Annotated in this window: 21 protein-coding genes; 6 read left to right on the top strand and 15 right to left on the bottom strand. The window is 45.4% G+C overall.

Annotation, left to right across the window (positions count from 1 at the left end; translation table 11 throughout):
• The first annotated feature begins 32 nt into the window (after positions 1-32).
• The 3 genes from LZG94_RS10635 (at position 33) to LZG94_RS10625 (ending at position 2,896) form a co-directional block, all read left to right on the top strand.
• Positions 33-863 carry a sensor histidine kinase gene (locus tag LZG94_RS10635; protein WP_233791870.1) on the top strand — a complete coding sequence of 277 codons (831 nt, stop codon included), beginning with the start codon at positions 33-35 and terminating at the stop codon, positions 861-863.
• Positions 864-893: 30 nt separating this feature from the next.
• A complete protein-coding gene (locus LZG94_RS10630; RefSeq protein ID WP_233791869.1) occupies positions 894-2,075 on the top strand; it encodes a PP2C family protein-serine/threonine phosphatase in 1,182 nt (393 codons plus the stop codon).
• 92 nt (positions 2,076-2,167) lie between these two features.
• Entirely contained in the window at positions 2,168-2,896 is a 729-nt protein-coding gene (locus LZG94_RS10625) for a DUF3800 domain-containing protein (protein WP_233791868.1), read from the top strand.
• 115 nt (positions 2,897-3,011) lie between these two features.
• On the opposite strand, the gene LZG94_RS10620 is transcribed toward LZG94_RS10625, so the two are convergent.
• On the bottom strand, positions 3,012-4,826 hold the full coding sequence (locus LZG94_RS10620; protein WP_233791867.1) for a glycosyltransferase: 1,815 nt from the start codon (positions 4,824-4,826) through the stop codon (positions 3,012-3,014).
• Between the two features lie 223 nt (positions 4,827-5,049).
• Between LZG94_RS10620 and LZG94_RS10615 the strand changes: the two genes are divergently transcribed.
• The 3 genes from LZG94_RS10615 to pgi all read left to right on the top strand — a co-directional run bounded on the left by LZG94_RS10615 (position 5,050) and on the right by pgi (position 8,877).
• Positions 5,050-6,243: a DUF5009 domain-containing protein gene (locus tag LZG94_RS10615; protein ID WP_233791866.1), complete on the top strand. Its 1,194-nt coding sequence runs from the start codon at positions 5,050-5,052 to the stop codon at positions 6,241-6,243.
• 65 nt (positions 6,244-6,308) lie between these two features.
• The gene (locus tag LZG94_RS10610) at positions 6,309-7,145 is read left to right on the top strand and encodes a sugar phosphate isomerase/epimerase (RefSeq protein ID WP_233791865.1); all 837 of its coding nucleotides are present in this window, start codon (positions 6,309-6,311) and stop codon (positions 7,143-7,145) included.
• Positions 7,146-7,227: 82 nt separating this feature from the next.
• A complete protein-coding gene (pgi, locus tag LZG94_RS10605; RefSeq protein WP_233791864.1) occupies positions 7,228-8,877 on the top strand; it encodes a glucose-6-phosphate isomerase in 1,650 nt (549 codons plus the stop codon).
• Here the strand turns inward: pgi and LZG94_RS10600 are convergent.
• The 14 genes from LZG94_RS10600 to LZG94_RS10535 all read right to left on the bottom strand — a co-directional run bounded on the left by LZG94_RS10600 (position 8,856) and on the right by LZG94_RS10535 (position 23,533).
• Complete coding sequence (locus LZG94_RS10600; RefSeq protein WP_233791863.1) at positions 8,856-9,224, bottom strand: VanZ family protein; 369 nt, start codon at positions 9,222-9,224, stop codon at positions 8,856-8,858. The two genes, pgi and LZG94_RS10600, sit on opposite strands and share 22 nt — an antisense overlap.
• 61 nt (positions 9,225-9,285) lie before the next feature.
• Positions 9,286-9,807: a hypothetical protein gene (locus tag LZG94_RS10595; protein WP_233791862.1), complete on the bottom strand. Its 522-nt coding sequence runs from the start codon at positions 9,805-9,807 to the stop codon at positions 9,286-9,288.
• Positions 9,808-9,853: 46 nt separating this feature from the next.
• A complete protein-coding gene (locus tag LZG94_RS10590) occupies positions 9,854-10,378 on the bottom strand; it encodes a hypothetical protein (RefSeq protein ID WP_233791861.1) in 525 nt (174 codons plus the stop codon).
• A gap of 11 nt (positions 10,379-10,389) precedes the next feature.
• On the bottom strand, positions 10,390-11,730 hold the full coding sequence (locus LZG94_RS10585) for a C10 family peptidase (RefSeq protein WP_233791860.1): 1,341 nt from the start codon (positions 11,728-11,730) through the stop codon (positions 10,390-10,392).
• Positions 11,731-11,986: 256 nt separating this feature from the next.
• Positions 11,987-12,811, bottom strand: coding sequence for an SDR family oxidoreductase (locus LZG94_RS10580; protein ID WP_233791859.1), 825 nt, complete (start codon positions 12,809-12,811; stop codon positions 11,987-11,989).
• Positions 12,808-13,023 carry a hypothetical protein gene (locus LZG94_RS10575; RefSeq protein ID WP_215233356.1) on the bottom strand — a complete coding sequence of 72 codons (216 nt, stop codon included), beginning with the start codon at positions 13,021-13,023 and terminating at the stop codon, positions 12,808-12,810. Before LZG94_RS10575 ends, LZG94_RS10580 begins: the two co-directional genes overlap by 4 nt.
• Positions 13,024-13,206: 183 nt before the next feature.
• Positions 13,207-15,141: a molecular chaperone DnaK gene (gene dnaK, locus LZG94_RS10570; protein ID WP_233791858.1), complete on the bottom strand. Its 1,935-nt coding sequence runs from the start codon at positions 15,139-15,141 to the stop codon at positions 13,207-13,209.
• 162 nt (positions 15,142-15,303) lie between these two features.
• Complete coding sequence (locus LZG94_RS10565; RefSeq protein WP_233791857.1) at positions 15,304-17,844, bottom strand: phosphocholine-specific phospholipase C; 2,541 nt, start codon at positions 17,842-17,844, stop codon at positions 15,304-15,306.
• A gap of 148 nt (positions 17,845-17,992) precedes the next feature.
• Positions 17,993-18,337, bottom strand: coding sequence for a 50S ribosomal protein L20 (gene rplT, locus LZG94_RS10560; protein WP_215233353.1), 345 nt, complete (start codon positions 18,335-18,337; stop codon positions 17,993-17,995).
• A gap of 104 nt (positions 18,338-18,441) precedes the next feature.
• The gene (rpmI, locus tag LZG94_RS10555) at positions 18,442-18,633 is read right to left on the bottom strand and encodes a 50S ribosomal protein L35 (RefSeq protein WP_215233352.1); all 192 of its coding nucleotides are present in this window, start codon (positions 18,631-18,633) and stop codon (positions 18,442-18,444) included.
• Between the two features lie 118 nt (positions 18,634-18,751).
• Entirely contained in the window at positions 18,752-19,303 is a 552-nt protein-coding gene (gene infC / locus LZG94_RS10550) for a translation initiation factor IF-3 (RefSeq protein WP_215233351.1), read from the bottom strand.
• 111 nt (positions 19,304-19,414) lie between these two features.
• The gene (gene thrS / locus LZG94_RS10545) at positions 19,415-21,358 is read right to left on the bottom strand and encodes a threonine--tRNA ligase (RefSeq protein ID WP_233791856.1); all 1,944 of its coding nucleotides are present in this window, start codon (positions 21,356-21,358) and stop codon (positions 19,415-19,417) included.
• 61 nt (positions 21,359-21,419) lie between these two features.
• Positions 21,420-22,622: a lipopolysaccharide assembly protein LapB gene (locus LZG94_RS10540; RefSeq protein WP_233791855.1), complete on the bottom strand. Its 1,203-nt coding sequence runs from the start codon at positions 22,620-22,622 to the stop codon at positions 21,420-21,422.
• Between the two features lie 23 nt (positions 22,623-22,645).
• Positions 22,646-23,533, bottom strand: a complete 888-nt coding sequence (locus LZG94_RS10535; RefSeq protein ID WP_233791854.1) for a class I SAM-dependent methyltransferase — start codon at positions 23,531-23,533, stop codon at positions 22,646-22,648.
• Positions 23,534-23,693: the final 160 nt, after the last annotated feature.

Here is a 23,693-nt window from a genome sequence, read left to right as displayed (position 1 = left end):
TGAGTCAGTACACTACCCCAAAAGCCAGTTTTATGGAGCCCGCTATTACCGATAAGGAAGTTGAAAAATATCAGCAAAAGATCATTGAGCTGAACCGGCTGGCTGAACTTGGCCAGTTGAGCGCGGGTATTTTGCATGAAATAAAAAACCCGGTCAGCTTTGTCAACAACTTTTCCCGATTATCGAACGAGCTGGTTGAAGAGATCCGTGAAATTGCAGCAAAACCGCTGGCGGAGCTTAATGAGGCAGATATGGAAGGCGAGAAGGAGATTCTGAATACGCTATCGCAAAACCTGTTGAAAATCAGCGAGAACGGAAAGCGTATTGAGCGGATTATCCAGGGAATGCTCGCGCAGGCGCGCTCGGACGGTGCCGTTTTCGAGCCTACTGACCTGAACCAGCTGCTGGAAGAGTACAGCAAGCTGGCCTACCATAGCGTGCGGGCCGAGGACAGGGAATTTAATGTAACGTTTAGTTATGAGCTGGATCCGGAAGTGGGACAGGTGAATTTGTCGCGGGGCGAATTCGGTCGTGTGGTCGTGAACCTGGTGAACAACGGTTGCTATGCGATCAATGAAAAGCGGAAAACGGCCCCGGCGGACTTTGAGCCGATCATCGAAATCACGACGAAACGGCTGGCGGACACCATTCAAATCACGATCTGCGACAACGGGATCGGTATTCCCGAAGATATTGTGGCGAAATTGTTCCAGCCGTTTTTCACGACCAAACCGATTGGAAAAGGGACCGGACTAGGACTTTCGCTTACTTATACAAGTGTGGTCGACACGCACAAAGGGGAAATCAGTGTGACTTCGATTCCCGGAGAAAGAACAGAATTTAAGATACTTATTCCTGCTTAATCAGGACTTTTACCAAAACATCAAATAAAAATGGCGATCAGGATATTAAGCGTAGACGATGAGCAGGATATGGAAATGCTCATTCTTCAATTGTTCCGCAAGCAGATCAGAGATAAAAAATACGAATTTGTGTTCGCGAATAATGGGGTGGAGGCTTTGCAGAAGCTGGAAGAAACGGACGATATTACGCTCATTCTATCGGATATTAATATGCCGGGAATGGACGGACTTACCTTTCTTTCCAAGATCAATGAGAAACAAAATCCGCTTTTAAAGGCGATCATGGTTTCTGCTTATGGGGATATGGACAATATCCGTACGGCGATGAACCGCGGCGCTTTCGATTTTGTGACCAAGCCTGTAAATTTTGAAGATCTGGAAATCACGATCTCGAAAACGGTCGAGCATATTGAAATGCTGACGAGCCTGGAAAGGGGGAGAGAACAGCTGATCGCGATTCAAAATGACCTGAGTGTGGCGCGCGAGATCCAGATGTCGATGCTGCCGAAAACGGTACCTGCCAATATCGGAAAAGCTGGGGTGGATCTGCATGCATTCATACATCCGGCAAAAGCAGTTGGCGGGGATCTTTATGATTATTTCATGATGGACTCCGAGCATTTGTTTTTCATGATCGGCGACGTTTCGGACAAAGGTGTTCCGGCTGCGCTGTTTATGGCGATCTGTAAAGCGATTTTTAAAAGTCAGTTTTCAAACCGGAATGGCGATAGTATCTGTGAAAAAGTGAAGATCGTGAATCAGTTTCTGAGTGAAGATAATTCCACTTATATGTTCGTTACAGCGTTTGTTTGTATTATGAATGTAAAAACGGGGATGATCGAATATGTCGATGCAGGTCACGAGCCACCGATCGTTATCAGAGCCGACGGAAGCACGGAGCTGATCCCGAAGCTGGGCGGAATGGCGCTTTGTTTCGATCCCTCTTTTGAATATGAATCGCATTCCTTTACACTGAATAAGGGTGATAAATTTGTACTCTACACAGACGGCGTAACCGATGCAAACAACCTGGCCGGCTCCCGCTACGGGCTGCACTTTTTGCAGGATTTCTTCACAACCGGCGAAGGATCCACAAAAGAAACCGCAAAAGAAATGAACGAATCGACGCTCGAAAGTCTGATCGAATTCATTGGCGCCGCCAACCAGTTTGACGATATTACGATGTTATCGTTGCGGTATTTGGGGAGTTGAAACAAAATTGTGACCTGAAAGCAGTTTGTCCGTCTAAGTGTAATATCTGAATTGTAATTAAACGTAGCCGGTTTCGGCTACTTTTTTGTTTAATGGATTTTACATTATATCTGGACGAAAGTGGAGATCACGGTCTAAACAGGATTGATCCCAGTTTTCCGGTCTTTGTTTTATGCGGTGTTTTGTTTCATGAAAAAGGCTATGCTTTATTCAATGAGCAATTCAATACCCTGAAATTGCATTTTTTTAGCTCCAATGACTTAATCTTTCATTCCAGAGAAATCAGGAAATGTGAGAAGGAGTTTCGGATTCTGTCTGACGAGATAAGTAAACGCAGTTTTTACGAAAGTTTAAATTCAATTATCCGGGAATCATCTTTTCGGGTGATTGCGGCTGCTATCGATAAGAGGGAGTATGCTGCCAGGTATCAGGAAAAAGCGAAGAATCCGTATGAAATTTCGCTTTCTTTTATTTTAGAGAGATTAATACTGATGCTCAATCAGTACAAATGTCCCGGTAGTCGGGTTCGGATAATCGTCGAAAAGCGCGGTAAAAAGGAGGACGGCGAATTAGAGCTGCACTTTGAAGAGCTCTGCAAAAAAGGCACTTATTACATTAGCGCAAGAAAAATAGCTAATTGTGAAATTGAATTCAGAGACAAGAAGGAGAATATCAATGGACTTCAATTATCGGATCTCGTAGCGTATCCGATTGCGCGCAAATGCATTAATCCGTTGGCAGCTAATCCTGCATTTGAAACTTTCGAGGGCAAGATATATCAGCGAAATGGCAGACTGTACGGGCTAAAATTATTCCCTTAAAAAACAAAAGAGTTTAACAGATTAACTGCTAAACTCTTTTGCCGACCGGGTAACCCCAATCCCGGAACGAATATAAGGTATCTCTTGGATTTTGCAAAACACAGGCAAATCAAATTCAATACAAATTAGCGATCGGCTGGTGGCGGATGAGCGCGAGGCGATATACGTCGCGATAGTAGCGCATCAGCTCGGTCCAGCAGAGCGTGTCGGAAATGCTTTTTGGCAGATTCACACGCGGGACGTAGTGTTCCTTTTCGAAAGTGTCTACAAATTGGGACAGTAAATAGGTCAAATTATTCACTGCTTCTTCGTCTGAGTGGTAGCGGCGGTGCAGCATTTGAATACCTTCCTCATTTTCAGGCAGGATTACAGATTGAATATACCTTCCAAAACCCGATAAATCGCTGGTAATTACAGGGGTACCGTGCATCGCAGCTTCCATGGGCGCATATCCCCAGGGTTCGTAAAGCGACGGGAAGATCCCGAGATGGCAACCTCTTACAAATTCCAGATAGTCCATTGCAAGCGGCGAGGTGGTCTGGTCGATGAAATCGGGATGATAGACGATTTTTACTTTGCTGCTTTCACTATTATCCAGTCCGGAATCGTGAATGAAATCGACAATATGGTCTGGTTCTTCCAACAAATGTGTCACAGCGGGCGGCAGCCCTTCGCGCTGAAACTGTGCTTTGGCTTGCCGCCAAGTCAGGTAAAGTTCTTCGTCAATGAGGTTGTTGAGATCTGGTAACGCATTGCTTTTCAATCCGATTACATTGGAATACAGCTGTGGGCCGAGACTTTTGCTGATTTCCTTGCATATCTTCTGTAAATCCTGGAACCGCTTTTTGGATTCCAGAATTTCCGGTTTAATATGAATGAACGGACGTTTTGAAATAATAAAAAACACGACCGAGATGTCGGAGCCCGAGGCGATCAGCTGTTCGTTCAGCTTCGCAATTGCCCGAAGTGTAATGTCAAAACCTTTGTTATAGTACTCATATCTGCCCGAAGTGAAGAAATACAGGATCTTATCTGTTTGAAATGAATAGCTCGGCGTAATCAGAGATTTAACGAATGCGTCGATCTTCTGGCGGTAGAGCAGATGTTTCTCAAAAACCTCGTGGCCCGCGCCTGGCTTCTTGTGAATCCCGTTCCGTATAATATAGTCCGGTACCCTCTGGAAGAAAAATTCGCACTCCTGTGATGTTACATCGCTGTTAGTTACCAGTACGTTAGCCTCCCGCGCAGCCGCCCGCTCTATCCCAACGCGACCTTCAATGCCATATTCATAGGCTTTTTGCTGCCAGTCGTATTCGGGAATATGCTGGAAATAGTTGTCTTCATTCGCAGCGAGATACCTGCCCAGCAAAGTGGCGTGCGCATTGAAAATAGTAGCTATCCTCACTTTTTCATAATGCAGATCTGGCAGCGCGCCGGCGGAAACCCACTCGTGAAAGTGCGTGATCAGATCCTGCTCGATGGTCATGGAACTAACCGTTTTCTCCAAAATTTTCCTTGTGATCTCCCCAAAAGCGATCACTTCGTCCCTGAACGAGTCTGCCCGCAGCGACGAAATCCCGTAACGTGACCACAACCTGGCTTTTACTTCGTGAGAGCGCTCTTTTTGCAAAACCGGCTCGATTAGCAGCACTTTCGGACGCGCGTCTTCCAGCATCCAGTAACCGTAGTGAACCTGAAACCCGAGCTCCCTGACAGACCGCACAGCCTCGGCAAGCGCAGGATTTTCAATATCCCGTAACGGACGAAAATGCGTTTTAGACTTGTCCGGGAAATAGGGGCCAATGAGCAGGTACCGGTCGCCATAGGTGTCCAGCATGGTCGGGATCTTCGACCTGATGTAAGTGAAAAGTCCGCCGATCTGGTTACAAACTTCCCACGAAATCTCAAAGAGATAGGTGTCCGGTTTCAAAATTGTAAAGGGGGGTAGTTGAGTAAAATTTCCCACAGCTGGCAGGATAATTCAAACAAAAATAGTGACTATACAAAGTCGATACCAGACATACATTTTTAAGCAGAAAAAACCGGGAGTGAAGCCGATAAAACTGATAGTGAGCCGATAATTACGTCCTGGAAGCGAAGTTTTGTTCAAATAAATCTATATTCGGAACCATAACTCCTTTTCCTTTTTATAAATGAGCAAGAAATCTGCTTCGTTTCGTGTCGAGTCCATTGATATATTTCGGGCCCTGACCATGTTTCTGATGATTTTTGTAAACGATTTCTGGACATTAAAGGGCGTGCCGCAATGGATGCAGCATAGTAAAGGAAGTGACGATGCAATGGGGCTTTCGGATGTCGTATTTCCCTGTTTTCTCTTCATCGTCGGACTTTCGATCCCTTTTGCGATTTCTAACCGACGCATGAAAGGGGACGGAAACGGTATTATAGTATTCCACATTCTGGAACGAACATTCGCCCTGTTATTAATGGGTATTTATATTGTCAATCTGGAAAGTGCGGTCAGAGAGGGAATGGTGGTGAGCAAATATGTGTGGCAGATCGCGATGGTGGTGGCTTTCTTCCTGATCTGGAATGTGTATAAGGGAAACGATGTGAGGTTCACGAGCATGAAAATCCTGGGCTATTTAATCCTGGCCGCGCTCGCGGTGATCTACAAAGGCGGCGACCCGGCAAATCCTTCTTCAATGGAAACGCATTGGTACGGGATATTAGGTTTAATTGGCTGGGCGTACCTGATCTGTGCGCTGATTTATTTTTTTATGAAAGACAACCTCGGGCTTATCATCGGCGGGTGGGCATTCCTTGTACTATTTAATCTCGCAGATTTCGCAGGTATGCTGGATTTTCTGGATCCTGTCAGAGCGAAGGTATGGATTGTGGGAAGCGGCTCGATGCCTGCATTCACCATGGCGGGCGTGACGGCCTCGGTGATCTACCGCAATATGACCAGCAAGTCGGGCGCGAGTCAAAACTACCTTTGGATCCTCCTGATACTGGGGATTTTAGCATTTGCCTACGGTTTCGGCACGCGGCCGTTTTGGGGTATTTCCAAGATCCGCGCCACTCCGGCCTGGGTAGGGATTTGCAGTGGTATCAGCTTTTTTGCATTTGCATTTATGTACTGGCTTGTTGATTTGAGAAGATCGAAAAGCTGGGCGGATATATTGAAGCCCGCCGGAACTTCCACGCTGACTTGTTATCTCGTTCCGTATTTGTGGTATGCTATTATCACACTGGTGGGTTTCAGTCTGCCGCTGTTCCTGCGAACAGGAATTGTCGGGCTGGTCAAATCGCTTTGCTTTTCCCTGCTGGTCATCGTCGTGACGGGGCTACTGAATAGGGTAGGTATCCGGCTTAAAATATGACGTCAGTGGTATATTGGCGCGGTTTCGTCTTTATACAATAGCGAAAATTTTAAACAGGAATCTCAATGACTTCAAGAAGATCTTTTGTAAAGAAAGGGTTTGCAGGACTGGTGGGCGGAAGAGTGCTATCTATGCAGGAAACGAATGCGAATGCAGTTTTCGAAAAGAAAGAAGATAATTTCAAACTCGGAATAGCCGGATTCAGCTTCGTCAATTTTAAGCTCGACGAGGCACTCGCGATGATGAAGCGGACCGACGTACATTACCTTTGCATCAAAGATTTTCACCTTCCTTATAACAGCACCGCCGAGCAGATCACTGCATTCCACGAAAAACTGAAAGAATCCGGCGTAACTGGTTACGCAGTCGGGCCGATTTACACCAAAACGCACAAGGATATTGACAATGCATTTGAATATGCAAAACGGGTAGGCGTAAAGCTGATCGTCGGTATTCCGAACAAAGAAGATCTTGCTTATGTGGATCAGAAAGTGAAGGAATATGATATAAAATACGCGATTCACAACCACGGGCCGGAAGATAAACTGTACCCGAATGCGGCGTCGATCCATGAACTTGTGAAAAACCTTGATCCCCGGGTCGGGATCTGCTTTGATATGGGGCACAACAAAAGGGATAACCAGGATTCGGTTGCGGATTTGGGTAAGTATGCCAAACGGATCTTCGACCTTCACCTCAAAAATGTGACTGCGGCTTCTAAAGATGGAAAAGCGTGTGAGCTTGGCAGGGGCGTGATCGATATTCCTGCTTTTGTTAAAATGCTGCGTAAAAGCAAGTACAATGGCGTGTGCAGTCTTGAATATGAGAAAGATATGAAGGATCCGCTGGCAGGAATCGCCGAGTCGGTGGGCTATTTCAAAGGAGTATGCGATGCAGTTTAGCTGCTGAAAATCGCTTAAAGTGGTTCAAAACCCTATTTTTGCGTACCAAGTAGATTATTTCCATCATATAAATAAGATAGTGATGCTTCAAAACGTGCCCTTTGATAAACTTCCTGCGTATAAAAAATTAAAAACGCACCATAAATCGATCTCGCAGAAACATCTCAAATCGCTTTTCGAGGAAGATGCGGACCGCGGTAAAAAATTTACGATCCGCTTTGGTGATATCCTGGTGGATTATTCCAAAAACCGCATTACAACACGTACGAGATCTTATCTTACGCAACTTGCGGAGGAAGCCGGCCTGGCTGATGCCATTGAGCAAATGTTTACTGGCGAAAAGATCAATGCGACCGAAGATCGGGCGGTACTACATACTGCACTGCGCAACCGGTCCAACGAGCCGGTTTTGGTCGACGGGAAGGATGTAATGCCTGACGTGAATGAGGTACTGGATAAAATGAAGGAATTTTCGGGCAAAGTCCGCTCGGGTTCGTGGAAGGGATATTCGGGAAAAGAAATTACGGATGTGGTGAATATCGGCATAGGAGGAAGTGACCTGGGGCCGGTAATGGTAACAGAGGCGCTGAAAGCTTATAGCAAGCCCGGCCTCGAAGTGCATTTCGTATCGAATGTGGACGGTACCCACATTGCCGAAACCCTGAAAAAGCTGGATCCGGAAACGACATTGTTTATGATCGCTTCCAAAACTTTTACCACTCAGGAAACGATGGCGAATGCGCACAGCGCCCGGAAATGGTTTTTGGACAAAGCGAAAGACGAAAAATTTGTTAAAAAGCACTTCGTTGCCATTTCGACCAACCGCGGTGAAGTTGAAAAATTCGGTATTGATCCTGACAATATGTTTGGATTCTGGGATTGGGTAGGCGGCAGGTATTCCCTATGGTCAGCTATCGGGCTTTCGATCGCGGTCTATATCGGATTCCAGAACTTCGAGCAGCTGCTGGCCGGCGCGCACGAAATGGACAAACACTTCAGGACTGCGAAATTTGAGCGGAATATCCCAGTGATCCTCGGTCTGCTAGGTGTTTGGTACAACGATTTCTTCGATGCTCAGACGCAGGCGATCTTACCTTATGATCAATATCTCCACCGTTTTGCGGCATATTTCCAGCAAGGTGATATGGAAAGCAATGGAAAAAGTACCGGTCGCGACGGCCAGCCTGTGGGTTACCAAACCGGGCCGGTGATCTGGGGCGAACCGGGTACCAATGGTCAGCATGCATTTTATCAGCTGATCCACCAGGGTACCAAGCTGATCCCTTGCGATTTTATTGCTCCTGCAATCAGTCACAATCCGCTTGGAGATCATCACAAAATGCTGCTATCCAACTTCTTCGCGCAAACCGAGGCTTTGATGAATGGGAAAACGGACGAAGAAGTGCGTGCAGAACTAAGTGGCTCGGGTAAATCCAGAGAAGAAATCGACGCGATTGCACCTTTTAAAGTATTCTCCGGAAACCGCCCTACAAATTCTATTTTGGTGAAAAAAATAACACCGAAAGTACTGGGAAGCCTGATCGCGATGTACGAACACAAGATATTCGTTCAGGGAATTATTTGGAACATTTACAGCTTCGACCAATGGGGCGTGGAGCTCGGCAAGCAACTTGCAAATAAAATCTATCCCGAATTACAAAACGATTGGCCGGTGAGCAACCACGACAGCTCGACGAACGGTTTGATCAATCAATACAAACGTTGGAGGTAACGGTTCAGGATTAGCGATGTGATCACGTAACCGATCAAAACACCAGTAGCATCTGCAACTGCGTCCCACCAGTCAAAGGTGCGGTCGAAGGGCAGAAGCTGCTGGTAAACTTCCAGCGCCAAACCGTAAGCCATTCCCAGAAAAACAAGCAGCTTTCCTTTCCGCGGATATGCGACCAGCCACAGAAATATCCAAACTATAAATAGCCCCGCGTGTACGATTTTGTCAAAACCAGCTACGGGTGCTGACGGAATATCTTTTCCGGGCCACGTGCAGGCGATCAATATCAAAATTGACCATATTACAGCCAGCCAGGGTGTTTTAAAAATGTTAATTAAAGGTTTCATTGAGCAACTGTAAAGATAGAAGCTCAAATTTAGGCCGAAATCAACATTATCAGAATCCAACTCACCGAAACTTTGCAGTCGGCTCATAGATATACCGCAAAGAATCGAGCTCCGGCTTGTAAGTCGCGCTTTTCATGACATTGCTGAGTTCGATTCTGTATGTTTCCCCGTCTCCATCGGGAATTGCATCAAGGAATGCGGCGAAGCCCGATTCTGCATTGATCTGATACCAGTATTGGCTTGTTTTATATTTTCTGTCATATCTATGATCTCTTCTTACAGCTTGTATCGAGTCCTTCTTATTGAGCAAGCTGTCATAGAAGGAAAATTTCTGATAGGGTACTCCCTTACTATATACAGGCCCAAGCAGGCTGTCCTTTTCGGAAAGAAATTCTTCTACTTCCAGCAATGTTTTTTCTGGTATCCCACCATTTTCCAGTTTGCCTTTTCTCTGATATTCAACCAACCTCCAATACCCCGGCTCCCCGTGATTGGTAAGACTACCTACAAGTGCTTTGGTGAATCTTTCGGGAAAACATCCTACTAGGCAAGCTGCCAAAAAGAATAATAATAGAGCTTTCATATCTGAATTAAGATTAGGGCTGACTTATAACAATTTTACTATCAAGCTATTTAAACTTTGCAGTCTGCTCATAGATATACCGCAAAGAATCCAGCTCCGGCTTGTAAGTGGCGCTTTTCATGACGTTGCTGAGTTCGACTTTATGAATGATGGTTTCCTTCCCGAGCTCGACATCCAGGTAAGCCGCGAAGCCTGAGTCTTTGTTAATTTGATACCAATACTCACTTCTCTTGTATTTCCTGTCGAATCTTGCATCCGACAAAACCGCTTTTGCCGAATCAGTCTTTTGCATTGAAACATTAAAAAATGAAAATAGGTAATGCGGGAAACCTTCCTGATAAAGCGGCTCTTCCACGCTATCTCTTTTTGTAATGATATATCGAACTTCTAGCAGTGCTTTGCCTGATGCTTTTTCCGGATCCACCAACTTGCCTTTCTTTCGATAACTGGCTAATTTCCAATATCCCGGATTCTCACCACGGACTACGTCGCCCGTGGGTCCCGGAGAGTATCGTTCTGGAAAACATCCGGTCATCACCGCAGCAATCAAGACAACTATAATAGTTTTCATATAAAGCTGCATTAGGGATGAACAATGTAAGCTCTCATATTCGAACTGTTATATAATGTTCCACCGCCGACAATGCCGTTGTAGGCAAACCATGTATTATTTTCATTGATCGCCCCCCAACCCCAGTTCATCTGGTAGTATATGGCGTGATTTTCATAACAGAATCCGTTCTGGTCATTAAAAATCGCATACAAGTCTCTGATTCCGTCCATGATCCAAATGTGCTGTTTGGCAGCGCAAGCCGCGCAATTTGATCCAAAAACGATGACGGGACGATTCGCTCGAAGCTCGCTACTTACTATGCCTTCATTCGAGAAAAACTCTTTATCAAAAGAGGTATATCCGCGATTAGAAAAGAAATTATCAATGTGGCCGGGAATATTCCAGGTTTGGCAACCAGACCCGGATAGAGGTATACCAAGCGCGGGAACCAGCGTGTTATAAACTGCGTCCAAATCTTTTCCTGTGTCACGAATAAGCTGTGCAAGGTTAGTATGGTTTACGTTGACGGGAACACAATTGTCAGGAGCAGTAATAGGCATCGCATTAAACATCGCGGCAGAGTAAGCGTGAGCGTTGGCCGTGATGGGTTTTCGATGAAACCTAAGAACCTGCGCTACTGCGACAGGGCCGCATCCTGTCGGGGCATTGTCACAAGGATAACTTGCTTTACAATTCAAAGTTTTGATCCCGACGGGGCAAAATGCATTATAACCTCGGCCTTGACTCCATGTGGAGATGCTAGCAGTCAAATGCGCAATCGTCGAGTTAGCCGGAATCGGGTGGTTTACAAACCATTCGCAACTTGCTTCGGGAGAATGCACTGGTTGGTCGCTGGTTCGGCCGCCGTGCGGGGTTTGTCTTAACTGCTGCCACATATTCACGATATCAATGTGCGCTTCCTTCTGGGTTTGGGCGCCTTCGAAGTTTTCCCTGATGATATCAAACCATAATTGAATTCCGGGATTATCTGTCTTTTCGTTGAACGAGCCGGTTTCCGAAAAGGCAAGAATAGGCTTCATTCGTTTGTCGGCAGACAGGATAGTAAAACCCTCATCATTTACATATTCGATAATGTAAAACAGTAGCTCGCCCCGTTCGCCGTAAAACTTCCTGGCTTCCTTTACAACACGCACTTTGTTTTCACCGATTCGCGCATTAGAAGTGATCTTCTCAACAGGCTCGCCGGACATTAACTCAATAGCCTCCTCCTGATCGAGGAAGAATTGATTTTTTTCTGATTTATGCTCATTGGAGGAAGGCTCTGACAGATCATCTTTTGAGCATCCATTGAATAAAATTAATGCAGCCGAAAATGCGAATAGGGAGGGAAGAAGAATTTTCAATTTCATCGTATAGCATGTTTGATCTCACCCTCCCGGCATACTTTGGTGTACAACTTCGTGGTGCGGTGCAAAGTGCCGCATTAAATTTTTACAATCCAACAAGCTACACTTATAAGTCTATTGGTCACACTAATAAGTTGATAATCCTCACTTATAATGGGAGTTTACGAGCTAAAATTGGCGATAAACGGCAAAACAAAACGTCCGGCACATGCCGGACGTTTTGTTTTGCTATTGATGAAGTAATTGTAATCTGACCTTGTTAACCGTTGTCTGAAAATTCAGGATACAGCGTCATTCCGCCGTCTATATATAATGTTTCTCCATTCACGTAATCAGAATCGTCCGACGAAAGCCAAGCTACTGCCTTGGCAACATCCTGCGGGGTACCGATTCTTTTGTATGGAATCAGGTTCATTAGACCCTCATATTTATCAGGATCCGACCATACCTCTTTGTTAATAGGTGTTTTGATTGCGCCCGGACTTACCGAATTCACTCTGATCTTATGCGGCGCCAGCTCCTGGGCAATTGATTTCATGAACATCATAATACCACCCTTTGAAGCAGCATAGTTCACGTGACCGGCCCATGGAATAATATCGTGGACAGAGCTCATTAATACGATCTTACCAATGGAAAGTTCGCTGTGATTAGGATCTTCCGCATTATTAGCCTGAGCTAAAAACTGTCTCGAAGCAGCGCGGCAGCAGAGAAACATGCCAGTCAGGTTCACATCGATCACTTTCTGCCATTCCTGCAAAGTCATTTCCAGGAATGGGGCATCTTTCTGTAACCCGGCGTTGCTCACCAGCACATCCAGCCTTCCGAATTTATCGACCGTTTCGCGGAACATCGCCAGCACATCTTCTTCCTTACTTACATCAGCTTGAATCAGAATAGCCTCACCGCCTCTTTCCTTAATCTCATTCACCGTTTTCTTGCCTTCCTCTTCATTAGAGCTGTAATTAACGACGACTTTCGCGCCCTGGCCGGCGAAATGAATTGCGCAGGCTTTACCGATCCCGGAACTAGATCCCGTCACGATAACAACCTGATCTTTAAATTTCTGTTCAGGACTTATCATATGATTTCTTTTTCGATTGATTTCAATTTTTGCCAAACACTGCGGTTAACCTTTTTGACAGCCCAGTTTTTGGCGATCAAAATGGCTTTTGCGACAGCCTCGCGCGGAGAAATGTTATTGGAGCGAAGAAGCTCTTGTGCAATCGCAACCGCCTTTTCACGGGTGGTAGGAGATAAATACATCAATTCAGGCAGTGGGATTCTTGCGTCCATAGATTAACGTGAATTTTAGTAACAGGTTTTAGTTTGATGATTCGTGTAACTGACTTGATAAAATTCGGTGCCAGTTGGCAGCCGCATTAATTAGTTAATTTTCGGGTTTCATGTACCCCAGTTTTGGGTCTTGCGTGTAAAAAAAATCCCCATCTTTTCAGACGGGGATTTTCAAAGCGAGTCTTATTTAACTTCTTCAAAATTGACATCCGTCACATCGTCGGTCGCGTTTCCGCCTTCCGCCGCGCCCGGATTTCCAGGATTCGCGCCGCCTGTAAAACCTGCACCCGGATTAGCACCACCCGGCTGGCCTTCGCCACCCTGTGCGTACATTTCCTGTGAAGCAGCCTGCCACGCAGCGTTCAATTTCTCCATTGCAGAGTCGATACCTGACAGATCCTGGCTTTGGTGAGCTGTTCTCAATTCAGCTAATGCCCCTTCGATATTAGACTTGTTGCCCTCGGAAAGTTTATCTCCAAATTCTTTCAACTGTTTGTCAGTCGAGAAGATCAGGCTGTCTGCGGCATTGATTTTTTCGATTTTCTCACGTTCTGCTTTATCGGCAGCTTCGTTGGCTTTCGCTTCTTCACGCATTCTGTTGATTTCAGCGTCGGTAAGGCCACTGGAAGCTTCAATGCGGATTTTCTGCTCTTTACCGGTTCCCTTATCTTTCGCCGAAACGTGCAGGATACCATTCGCATCCACATCGAAAGTCACCTCGATTTGAGGGGTACCGCGTTGTGCCGGTGGAATATCCGACAAGTGGAAACGGCCCAGTGTACGGTTCTGAGTCGCCATTGGGCGCTCTCCCTGCAATACGTGGATCTCAACAGAAGGCTGGTTGTCAGCAGCAGTCGAGAATGTCTCCGTTTTTTTAGAAGGAATAGTTGTATTTGCGTCGATCAGTTTTGTAAATACACCGCCCAGGGTTTCAATACCCAATGAAAGTGGAATCACGTCAAGAAGCAATACATCTTTTACTTCGCCTGTCAAAACACCACCCTGAATCGCTGCACCAACTGCAACTGCTTCGTCCGGGTTAACGTTTTTAGAAGGTTTTCTGCCAAAGAATTTCTCAACTTCCTCCTGTACGCGTGGAATACGTGTTGAACCACCCACAAGGATTACTTCACTGATATCGCTGTTTGAATACCCTGCATTTTTCATCGCTCTCTTGCAAGGCTCCATCATTCTCTGGAACAATGAATCAGCAAGCTGCTCGAATTTCGCGCGGGTCAATGTGCGAACCAAGTGTTTTGGAATTCCGTCAACCGGGAATATATAGGGTAGGTTAATCTCAGTCTGCGTTCCGCTTGACAATTCAACTTTCGCTTTTTCAGCCGCTTCTTTCAACCGTTGAAGCGCCATTGGATCCTTGCGAAGGTCAACGGCTTCGTCTTTCTGGAATTCGTCTGCAAGCCAATTGATGATCACCTGGTCAAAATCGTCACCACCTAAGTGGGTATCACCGTCAGTAGATTTTACTTCGAAAACACCGTCGCCCAATTCAAGAATTGAAACGTCGAAAGTACCGCCGCCTAAGTCAAAAACAGCAATTTTCATGTCCATGTGCTGCTTGTCAAGACCGTAAGCAAGCGCAGCAGCAGTAGGTTCGTTGATGATACGTTTCACATCCAAACCTGCAATCTGACCAGCTTCTTTCGTAGCCTGACGTTCCGCATCATTAAAGTAAGCAGGAACAGTAATAACCGCCTCTGTCACTTCCTGACCCAGATAATCTTCTGCTGTTTGTCTCATTTTTTGCAAAATGAATGCAGAAACCTCCTGTGGTGTATATAACCTGTCACCGATAGGTATACGCGGCGTGTTATTCGGACCTTTGTCTACGGTGTATGCAACAGTTTTTTGCTCACTGGTTACATCATCATATTTTTTGCCCATAAATCTTTTTATGGAGCTGATAGTATGCTTGGGATTGGTGATCGCCTGACGTTTGGCCGGTGCTCCGATTTTGCGTTCACCATTGTCCATGAATGCAACCACGGATGGAGTAGTGCGGGCTCCTTCGCTGTTTGCAATTACAACCGGCTCGTTACCCTCCATGACAGCCACGCAGGAGTTCGTAGTTCCTAAGTCTATGCCAATAATTTTTCCCATTGTTCTATATTAAAAGTTAAGTATAATTTGATTCTGTGCGTTTTGAGCGTTAACCAGTATTTCGGTCGCTCCAAGACTTTCTAAAAAGCCCGTACCAAATTATACATGCAAGGTGGGAAGTGACAAACTGTCAGGCCGGGATCCCAGCCTGACGAGAAGATGCTACGCGAGTACTTGTCCCATATAAGGGTCGCTCTGGCTCAATTGACCGGTTTCTATATGACCAGCGTAGCGTTGCAGAAACTCAGGGTCGTTTTCGATGGTAACCGAGAAATCATACCAGTTCGCACTGTTTTTCAGATCAAACGGAATACATAGTCCATTTTCAGAAGTGATCTCCCTGGTATTAACGTGCTTACTTCCAGCACCGTAAGTGTTGTCGGTAATGGTTACAACTGCGTTATTATCAGCATTCAGGTCAGTTAGTGTAAATACGGCGAAAGCTTGCGATTTTCTGCTTTTATCGAGCCTGTACTGTAATCCTACCTTTACAGAACCAGAATCTTTCGTGCCGGTGTATTCTCTGTAAAATCCATTAGGACCATATACCCGCAAATGATATTTACCACCTTCAAAATCGCCTATTTTCCATGATCCTTTCAATGCGTCTCCCGCTTTTACGGCATAGTTCCAGACCTTGAAAGCTTCGTTTTTATATTTTGTGGGCGCATAAATCATAAACGGTGAACCGGCAGCCCTGTCCTTGAACATGTCATTTCTGGCTTCCAGCGTTATTTCGAATGCACTTTTGTCAGATTTCAGAGCACCTTCCGCCGATAGTTCGTAGGGAATAGGGCAGGCTGAGCGGGTTCCCTTCTCCTGATTCGGTAAAATGGATGAAGTCAGAGGATCTTTATTCACTTCGTCAATTTCTGACTTGGTCAATGCTTTGTAACCGTTTGGCAGCCTTTTGAACTTTGCATTGAATATGCCTTCCATGAATTCATCCCTTTCCAAAAATGTCGGCATTTTCAACTGCTCTCCCTCGTACGGTAAGAATGTAGAAGTAAGATCGCCGCAGATAGTCCGCCTCCACTCGCTGATATTCGTTTCTTTAATCTCTTTTCCGGACTTGTGACTCACAAACTTTTCAAGGAATTGAAGTATAGAAGTGTGGTCAAAAACTTCGGAACAAACGTTTCCGCCGCGGTTCCAGGGAGAAGCGACCACAAGAGGTACCCGGTAACCCAATCCAATGGGACTTTCCCGACTCTCTTTTTCAGGTTTTTTGGTCATATCCTCTTTTAATGTCACATATTCAGTTTTACAGTCAATGCCTTTTGAAACTGCACCGGTATCTTCTTTATAAGGATTTGGAACAGAAAATGGCGGTACGTGATCGAAATACCCGTCATTTTCATCATAACAAAGAATGAAAATCGTCTTCTTCCAAACTTCCGGGTCAGCGGTCAGAATATCCATTACTTCCGACACATACCAGGCGCCGTACCACGGCGAGGTAGGGTGGTCCGAAAAATTCTCAGGGGCCACCAGCCACGAAACCGTCGGAAGCTTGCCCGTCTTCACATCAGACCGGAATTGGTGAAGAATATCTCCCAGCGGCGCCTTCGCCTCGTGTTCAATATCCCCGTCGAGGTATTTTACAGTGGTTATCTTCCTGTATTCAGGATCATTTTTATTGATTGTAAATGCTTTCTGATGAATATTCTTCGCACGCTGAGAAAGCTTTTCGAAATTTTCAGCGCTCCATCTTACTATTTCTTCTTTGGCAATTGCGAGACTTGCTTTCTTTTCGCTGAGTTTCTTCGCGAGCAGATCCGCGTCTTTTCCCGGCTGCATTGCTTTTAATTTTGTCTGTCCTTCCTCAATCTCTCCCGGCAGTTTTTTGATCTGATTTTTCAAATATTCCTGATAGCCAGTGTGAAAGCGGACCTGGTATTGAGAAAACCATTCAATAGGATTGTCCGTAAAATTCGCCAGCCACGATTCTTCTTCTCCTGTCAAACCAGTTGAGATACTCAGTTCATTCTGATATATTTTCCACGATACGCCGTGGTCTTCCAGTCTCTCCGGAAAAGTCGTCCACGAAGCTTCCGCATCATCCGACACATTTTCGTTTCTGACATTCGCGTAATTTTTCGGGTCAGGATTTTCGCGGATCGTGCCTGTCCATAAATAGAGTCGGTTGGGAGTAGTACCTGTGAGGGCAGAGCAGAAATTTTGATCGCAAACGGTAAATGCGTCCGCCATTGCGTAGTAAAACGGAATATCCTCGCGGTTGTAGAATCCCTGCGTCAGGGGCATTTTAGTATAATCTTTGTGGCTCGGCTGCTTGGCAATCAGCCATTTATCATACTTACCCTCGTTTCGCGCATCCACTTGATTGGTCCAGGAGTGCGGTAGCGAGCCCATCCAGGTCGCATTTGTTTCCCGCATATTCAGCCGGAACGGAACGTGCGTTTCGCCGAATGCATTCGTTTGCAGCCACACCAGATTTTGATTGGGAAGCGTAATGGCGCGAGGGTCATTAAAACCCCTGACACCTCTCAATGTTCCGTAAGCGTGATCAAATGAGCGATTTTCCTGCATCAGGATCACCACATGTTCAGCATCAAGGTAAGTACTCCCTTTCTGCGGATCTATGGCCAATGCCTTCTGAATAGAAGCGGGTAGGGTACTGAATAGTCCGGCTGCGCCAGTGAGCATGCCGGCCTTTTTTATAAACTCTCTTCTTGATTCCATTTACAGGGTAATAGCGTTTGACACTTTTTTGTAATACCTGACAAGGCTACTAAAGTACCAAGCTTTCCCAATTATGGCGCATTATTTAATTGTAAAGAAGAATTTATGGGGGCAAAAAAAATCCCGCCGGAGAGGCGGGATTGCTGTTTTATTTTACTTGATCAACGATCGCTTTGAAAGCTTCCGGATGATTCATCGCTAAGTCAGCGAGAACTTTTCTGTTCAGCTCGATGCCTTTTGCATTCATTTTGCCGATGAAAGCAGAATAAGACAATCCGTGCTCGCGGGTACCAGCGTTGATACGTTGGATCCACAAAGCGCGGAAATTACGCTTTTTCTGTTTACGACCTGTATATGCGTAAGCCAAACCGCGTTCTACTGCGTTTTTAGCTACGGTCCACACATTCTTACGACGGCCGAAATAGCCTTTCGCAAGCTTCATTACTTTTTTACGTCTTGCACGTGACGCAACGTGATTTACTGAACGTGGCATGTTTTAACTGTTTTTGATAACGGGCGCTCTGTTGAGTCTTAAATGCCTTTTACCGGGTTGAACTAAGAAACCGAAATGGTATTGTAATTAAATGGCTTTGCTTATTAACCAAGCATTGCCAACACTTGCTTGTGGTTAGACACGTCGATAAGACCCGTCTTCACCAATCCACGCTTGCGTTTTTTAGATTTTTTAGTCAGAATGTGACTGTGGAAAGCGTGTTTACGCTTAATTTTTCCAGTGCCGGTCAGCGAGAATCGCTTTTTAGCTCCTGAAATACTTTTCATTTTAGGCATGATTCAAAAAATAATAGTTGATAAAATATAAAACAGCGCGCAAAATTAGCCAAAATGTTTATAAAATGAAAATCGTGGCCCCGGAATACCGAAGCCACGATTTCTATATATGTAAAGATCACTTACTTTTGACGATAGGCGCAAGGATAATTGTCATCCGTTTTCCTTCGAGTTTCGGTTCCATTTCCAGCTTTCCGAATTCACTCAGTGCCTCAGAAAATTTATTCAAAAGATTGACACCTCTTTCTTTAAATACAATCGTCCGACCAACAAAATGGACATAAGCCTTCACCTTTGAACCTTCTTTCAAAAAGTTGATCGCATGTTTCAGTTTGAAATCGAAATCGTGATCATCGGTATTTGGACCGAAACGGATCTCCTTGATCACAACTTTCATGGCCTTCGCCTTGATCTCCTTTTGTTTTTTCTTCTGCTCGTACTTGAACTTGGAGTAATCGACTACTTTGCAAACCGGAGGTACTGCTGTTGGTGCAATCTCAACCAAATCAAGACTTTGCGCCTTCGCAAGTGCTCGGGCAGTGATGATATCCACTATGCCTGGCTCAATATTCTCTCCAACCAGACGTACTTCTTTCGCTGTAATTCGTTCGTTAATTTTATAAGGTTCTTCGGGAACTCTTAACCGTCCACTAGGGGGTCTTAATGCCATATAACTTGGTTTGGTGTTGTTTTATTTTTCGGTGAAAATCAAAATTGCTAACAGTGAGGTAACAAAAATAGTGCCTTCCTGATTGAATTATAACAAAAAGTTAGGAAAACATCAAATTACCGCAGATTCTTTCTTGAAGAAAGCGGCAAATTCCGCCACGGTCATGCTACCCAGGTCACCTTCTCCTTTACGTCGAATAGACAATTTACCCTCAGCCATTTCTTTTTCACCGACGATCAGCATAAACGGAACCTTTGAAACTTCCGCGTCACGGATCTTCCGGCCAATTTTTTCGTCCCGGTGATCCACGAAGCCCCTGATATCATCGTCCTGCAACTGGAAAAATACCTCTTCCGCGTAATCCGCAAACTTTTCGGAAATAGGCAGGATCGCAATCTGGTCAGGTGAAAGCCACAATGGGAACTGTCCGGCAGTGTTTTCAATCAATATCGCGATAAATCTTTCCATCGAACCGAAAGGTGCGCGGTGGATCATCACTGGCTGGTGTTTCTGGTTATCAGAGCCGGTATATTCCAGTCCGAATCGTTTCGGCATTTGGTAATCCACCTGTATTGTACCCAGCTGCCACTTCCTGCCCAATGCGTCTCTTACCATAAAGTCAAGCTTCGGACCGTAGAATGCAGCTTCGCCCAATTCAGTTACGGTATTCAAGCCACGCTCGGAAGCAGCTTCAATGATCGCATTTTCAGCGCGCTCCCAATCCTCATCCTTACCGATATACTTAACCTTGTCATTCGGATCACGTAATGATATTTGCGCGCTGTAATCGTCAAATCCAAGGGTTTTGAATACATATAATACCAGGTCGATCACGCGTACAAACTCTTCTTTCACCTGATCGGGGCGGCAGAATATGTGCGCATCATCTTGCGTAAAACCACGCACACGAGTTAATCCGTGCAGCTCGCCGCTTTGTTCGTACCTGTAAACCGTTCCAAACTCCGAAAACCGCAAAGGCAAGTCTTTGTAGGAGCGGGGAGAAGTTTTATAGATCTCGCAGTGGTGCGGGCAGTTCATCGGTTTCAGCAAATATTCTTCACCCGGATTCGGCGTTTTGATAGGCTGAAACGAATCTTTACCATACTTATCCCAGTGCCCGGAAGTAACATATAGTTCCTTGCTGCCGATATTGGGAGTTACTACTGGTGTATAACCTGCGCGGGCCTGCGCTTTGCTCAAAAATGCCTGCAAACGTTCCCGTAGCATCGCGCCTTTTGGAAGCCACAGAGGAAGTCCCTGACCCACTTTTTCAGAAAAAGCAAACAGTTCCAGCTCTTTGCCGAGCTTTCTGTGGTCGCGTTTTTTTGCTTCCTCTATCAGGGTTACATACTCTTCCAGCTCTTTTTGTTTTGGAAAAGTGATCCCGTAAATGCGGGTTAGCATCTTGTTTTCCTGCTTATTTCGCCAATATGCGCCGGCAATATTAGTCAGTTTGACAGCCTTGATAATCCCTGTGTTAGGAATATGCGGGCCGCGGCAAAGGTCAGTAAAACCGCCTTGCTCATATAATGTAATCGAACCGTCTTCAAGACCGTCGATCAGTTCCAGTTTATATTCGTCTCCTTTTTGTGTAAATAGATCTATTGCCTCGGCTTTGCTGATTGGCTTGCGGACATACTCATTTTTCTGTCGCGCCAGTTCAAGCATTTTCGCTTCGATCTTAGGGAAATCCTCCTGAGAAAGTGTTTTGTCACCTAAATCGACGTCGTAGTAAAAACCCTTTTCAATAGAAGGCCCCGTACCGAATTTAACACCCGGATACAATGCTTCCAGCGCCTCCGCCAGTAAGTGGGCCGATGAATGCCAGAATGTGGATTTACCATCTTCGTCATTCCACGTCAGTAACTTCACAAGTGAATCCTGCGTGATCTGACGCGTGGGATCCCAAACTTCATTGTTGACCTTCGCAGCGATCACATTGCGTGCAAGTCCTTCGCTGATACTGAGTGCAATTTCGAGGGCAGTAACTCCTTTTGGGTAAAAGCGTTCGCTACCGTCGGGCAGGGTAATTTTTACTTGAGACTCGTCTTTCATTCAAAAATCTATTCTGTGGATTTAATTCAAAGGTTTTCTCAAAAACCGGCAAAGTACAAAGCTATTCAATTTTAGCTTTTCGCGTTGAGTCGACGCGGATATTTGTAGTACCCCGCGGTTTCAATACATTGATTTTAACACGCGCCGTATCCAGCAGTTTGTAGCTGGCTGCCGGATTTTCGTCCGGGTAATACGATTGATAGCTGTTCTCTTCATTTTCCCTCAACCTGATCCTGTACAACCCGTACCTGGCATCCTGGTCACCCGGAGCAAGGGCCAATGCGGTGCTGTAATAGGTTTTCGCGTTCTCGTAATCGTAGTTTTTCTCGTAACAAAGGCCGAGCATATTGTTAATTTCTTTCGACTGCGGCTTCTTCTTTACTAGTTTTAAAAGAGCGGGAATAGCCTTTTGATATGCTTTTAATTGTATTCCAATGTTCGCAATCTGTAAAAGCGCATCTTCGTAGTCAGGACTTAGCGAAACGGCTTTCTGAAAACTAAATAGCGCAGTATCTGGTCTGGCCATTGCAACGAAGATCTGGCCCTGCTCATAATGCAGGTTAGGGTCGTTTGGAAAGCTTTCTATCGCCTTTTGGTTCACCTGCAGAGCCTTTTCGATATTTTTGAGTCTTCGTAATAACAAAATACTCTGTTGATATGCGCGGAGCATTCTGGGGTTAACATTAATAGCGTAGTCGAGGCTCGCCAAAGCAGAAAGCGAATCGCCTTGCCGGGCTTGCAACATTCCCTTTACATAGTAAGCAGGCCCATCGTAAGGAGCCATTTTCAGCGCCTGGTTGAGGTAGCCAACCGACTCACCAAAGCGGTTTTTAGCCTGTAAAATATCAGCGAGCAGCACATATAATTCCGGACTGCTTTGCTGCAAAGCTTCGGCCCGTTGTGCATCTTCGAGTGCATTGTCGATCTTGCCAAGCTCCCTATTAATCCTTCCGCGAAGCAAAAAGTAGTCGCTTACATTATCCTGCTCGTAAATCGACTCGTTGATATCATCCAGTGCCTCATTATATTGTTCTCTTTCAAAATAGATCCTTGCTCTCTTGAAGTAATTGATATCGGAATCAATGCCTCTGTTAATGAGCTCTGTCAGTGAAAGTACAGCATCATTCTGCCACTGCGCCCGCGACTTTTTCACAACCGGCGGGATACGCGTAGCATTTCTCGCATCGCTCTGGCAGGACTGAAGTAATCCGCCCAGAGCGATGGTTATCAGAAAAATAAGGTAGCCCGAAACAGCTGATTTCATTAATTGAATAGGCTTGCTATATTTCAATCGTTTTGATCTGAAAACCGTGAAAAGACACCCAGCGGCAACTTTTTGCCATAAGAATCGGCAACATACAATTCGCCAAATTCATGATTGGTTGCGCTTTCGAAATGTGCTTTGATCAAATTTTCGACGATCAGCGCCGAGAACCCCAGTGAATACAAGTTGATTATGAAAAAATTATTTTCCTTCTTCAACAACAGCGCACAGAGCCGTAAAATCTCGTTCAAGCTTTCTTCCAAAAGCCACTTTTCACCATCTGGGCCACGTCCATAGGCTGGCGGATCGAGTATAATACCATTGTATTGATTCCCGCGACGCACTTCCCTTTGAACAAATTTTAATGCATCTTCCACAACCCAGCGGATATTGTCAAGCCCGCTCAGCTGCATATTCTCGCGCGACCAGCTGATCACCTGTTTGATAGAATCAACGTGCGTAACATCAGCGCCCGCAGCTTTCGCCGCAAGCGAAGCAATGCCCGTATAGGCAAATAAGTTCAGTACATTCGGCTTCTCCTCAGGTATTTTTTTAACCTTTTTGTAAATGTAATCCCAGTTCGTCGCTTGCTCCGGAAACACGCCTACGTGCTTGAATGAGGATAATATGAGTTTGCTCCGCAAATGCAGGGAGTTGGTTCGATACTGAAAGACCCATTTTTCAGGCATATCCGCCTTAGATACCCACTGTCCTTTTTCCTGAGAGTTCTTATCCTTTTTGAAAACTGCATTGGACCGCTCTTCCCATTCACTTTCAGGAAGCGACTTATCCCAGATCGCCTGCGGCTCCGGCCGCGTCAGAATGTAGGGGCCGAATCGTTCAAGTTTTTCAAAGCCACCCGAATCGATCAATTGGTAGTCAGTATGTTGGTCTGGAGTCAGTAAGATCACGTTTTGTTTTTTTTCTATTTATGGTACCATCCGTCGGCTTCAGCCGACGGGCATTGATTTTAATTGCCGTTGGCTTCAGCCAACGGTTTCAGGGCTGATGCTGATTGGTATTTAATTCATCCTCCGTCCGTTTCGGCCAGCCGGCCCTATTCTTCTTGTC

This window comes from Dyadobacter sp. CY343, assembly GCF_021390335.1.
Taxonomy (GTDB): Bacteria; Bacteroidota; Bacteroidia; order Cytophagales; family Spirosomataceae; genus Dyadobacter.
Note: the sequence above shows the minus strand (reverse complement) of the source record. Positions and strands in the feature narration are given on the sequence as shown.

What these genes read in the sequence shown, in the direction of transcription:
- LZG94_RS10600 (WP_233791863.1), bottom strand. Translation starts at nt 9,224, where the DNA reads ATGAAACCTTTAATTAACATTTTTAAAACACCCTGGCTGGCTGTAATA.
- LZG94_RS10625 (WP_233791868.1), top strand. Translation starts at nt 2,168, where the DNA reads ATGGATTTTACATTATATCTGGACGAAAGTGGAGATCACGGTCTAAAC.
- thrS (WP_233791856.1), bottom strand. Translation starts at nt 21,358, where the DNA reads ATGAAAGACGAGTCTCAAGTAAAAATTACCCTGCCCGACGGTAGCGAA.
- LZG94_RS10590 (WP_233791861.1), bottom strand. Translation starts at nt 10,378, where the DNA reads ATGAAAACTATTATAGTTGTCTTGATTGCTGCGGTGATGACCGGATGT.
- pgi (WP_233791864.1), top strand. Translation starts at nt 7,228, where the DNA reads ATGCTTCAAAACGTGCCCTTTGATAAACTTCCTGCGTATAAAAAATTA.
- rplT (WP_215233353.1), bottom strand. Translation starts at nt 18,337, where the DNA reads ATGCCACGTTCAGTAAATCACGTTGCGTCACGTGCAAGACGTAAAAAA.
- LZG94_RS10615 (WP_233791866.1), top strand. Translation starts at nt 5,050, where the DNA reads ATGAGCAAGAAATCTGCTTCGTTTCGTGTCGAGTCCATTGATATATTT.
- LZG94_RS10595 (WP_233791862.1), bottom strand. Translation starts at nt 9,807, where the DNA reads ATGAAAGCTCTATTATTATTCTTTTTGGCAGCTTGCCTAGTAGGATGT.
- infC (WP_215233351.1), bottom strand. Translation starts at nt 19,303, where the DNA reads ATGGCATTAAGACCCCCTAGTGGACGGTTAAGAGTTCCCGAAGAACCT.
- LZG94_RS10610 (WP_233791865.1), top strand. Translation starts at nt 6,309, where the DNA reads ATGACTTCAAGAAGATCTTTTGTAAAGAAAGGGTTTGCAGGACTGGTG.
- LZG94_RS10580 (WP_233791859.1), bottom strand. Translation starts at nt 12,811, where the DNA reads ATGATAAGTCCTGAACAGAAATTTAAAGATCAGGTTGTTATCGTGACG.
- LZG94_RS10585 (WP_233791860.1), bottom strand. Translation starts at nt 11,730, where the DNA reads ATGAAATTGAAAATTCTTCTTCCCTCCCTATTCGCATTTTCGGCTGCA.
- LZG94_RS10540 (WP_233791855.1), bottom strand. Translation starts at nt 22,622, where the DNA reads ATGAAATCAGCTGTTTCGGGCTACCTTATTTTTCTGATAACCATCGCT.
- LZG94_RS10630 (WP_233791869.1), top strand. Translation starts at nt 894, where the DNA reads ATGGCGATCAGGATATTAAGCGTAGACGATGAGCAGGATATGGAAATG.
- LZG94_RS10565 (WP_233791857.1), bottom strand. Translation starts at nt 17,844, where the DNA reads ATGGAATCAAGAAGAGAGTTTATAAAAAAGGCCGGCATGCTCACTGGC.
- LZG94_RS10635 (WP_233791870.1), top strand. Translation starts at nt 33, where the DNA reads ATGGAGCCCGCTATTACCGATAAGGAAGTTGAAAAATATCAGCAAAAG.
- rpmI (WP_215233352.1), bottom strand. Translation starts at nt 18,633, where the DNA reads ATGCCTAAAATGAAAAGTATTTCAGGAGCTAAAAAGCGATTCTCGCTG.
- dnaK (WP_233791858.1), bottom strand. Translation starts at nt 15,141, where the DNA reads ATGGGAAAAATTATTGGCATAGACTTAGGAACTACGAACTCCTGCGTG.
- LZG94_RS10575 (WP_215233356.1), bottom strand. Translation starts at nt 13,023, where the DNA reads ATGGACGCAAGAATCCCACTGCCTGAATTGATGTATTTATCTCCTACC.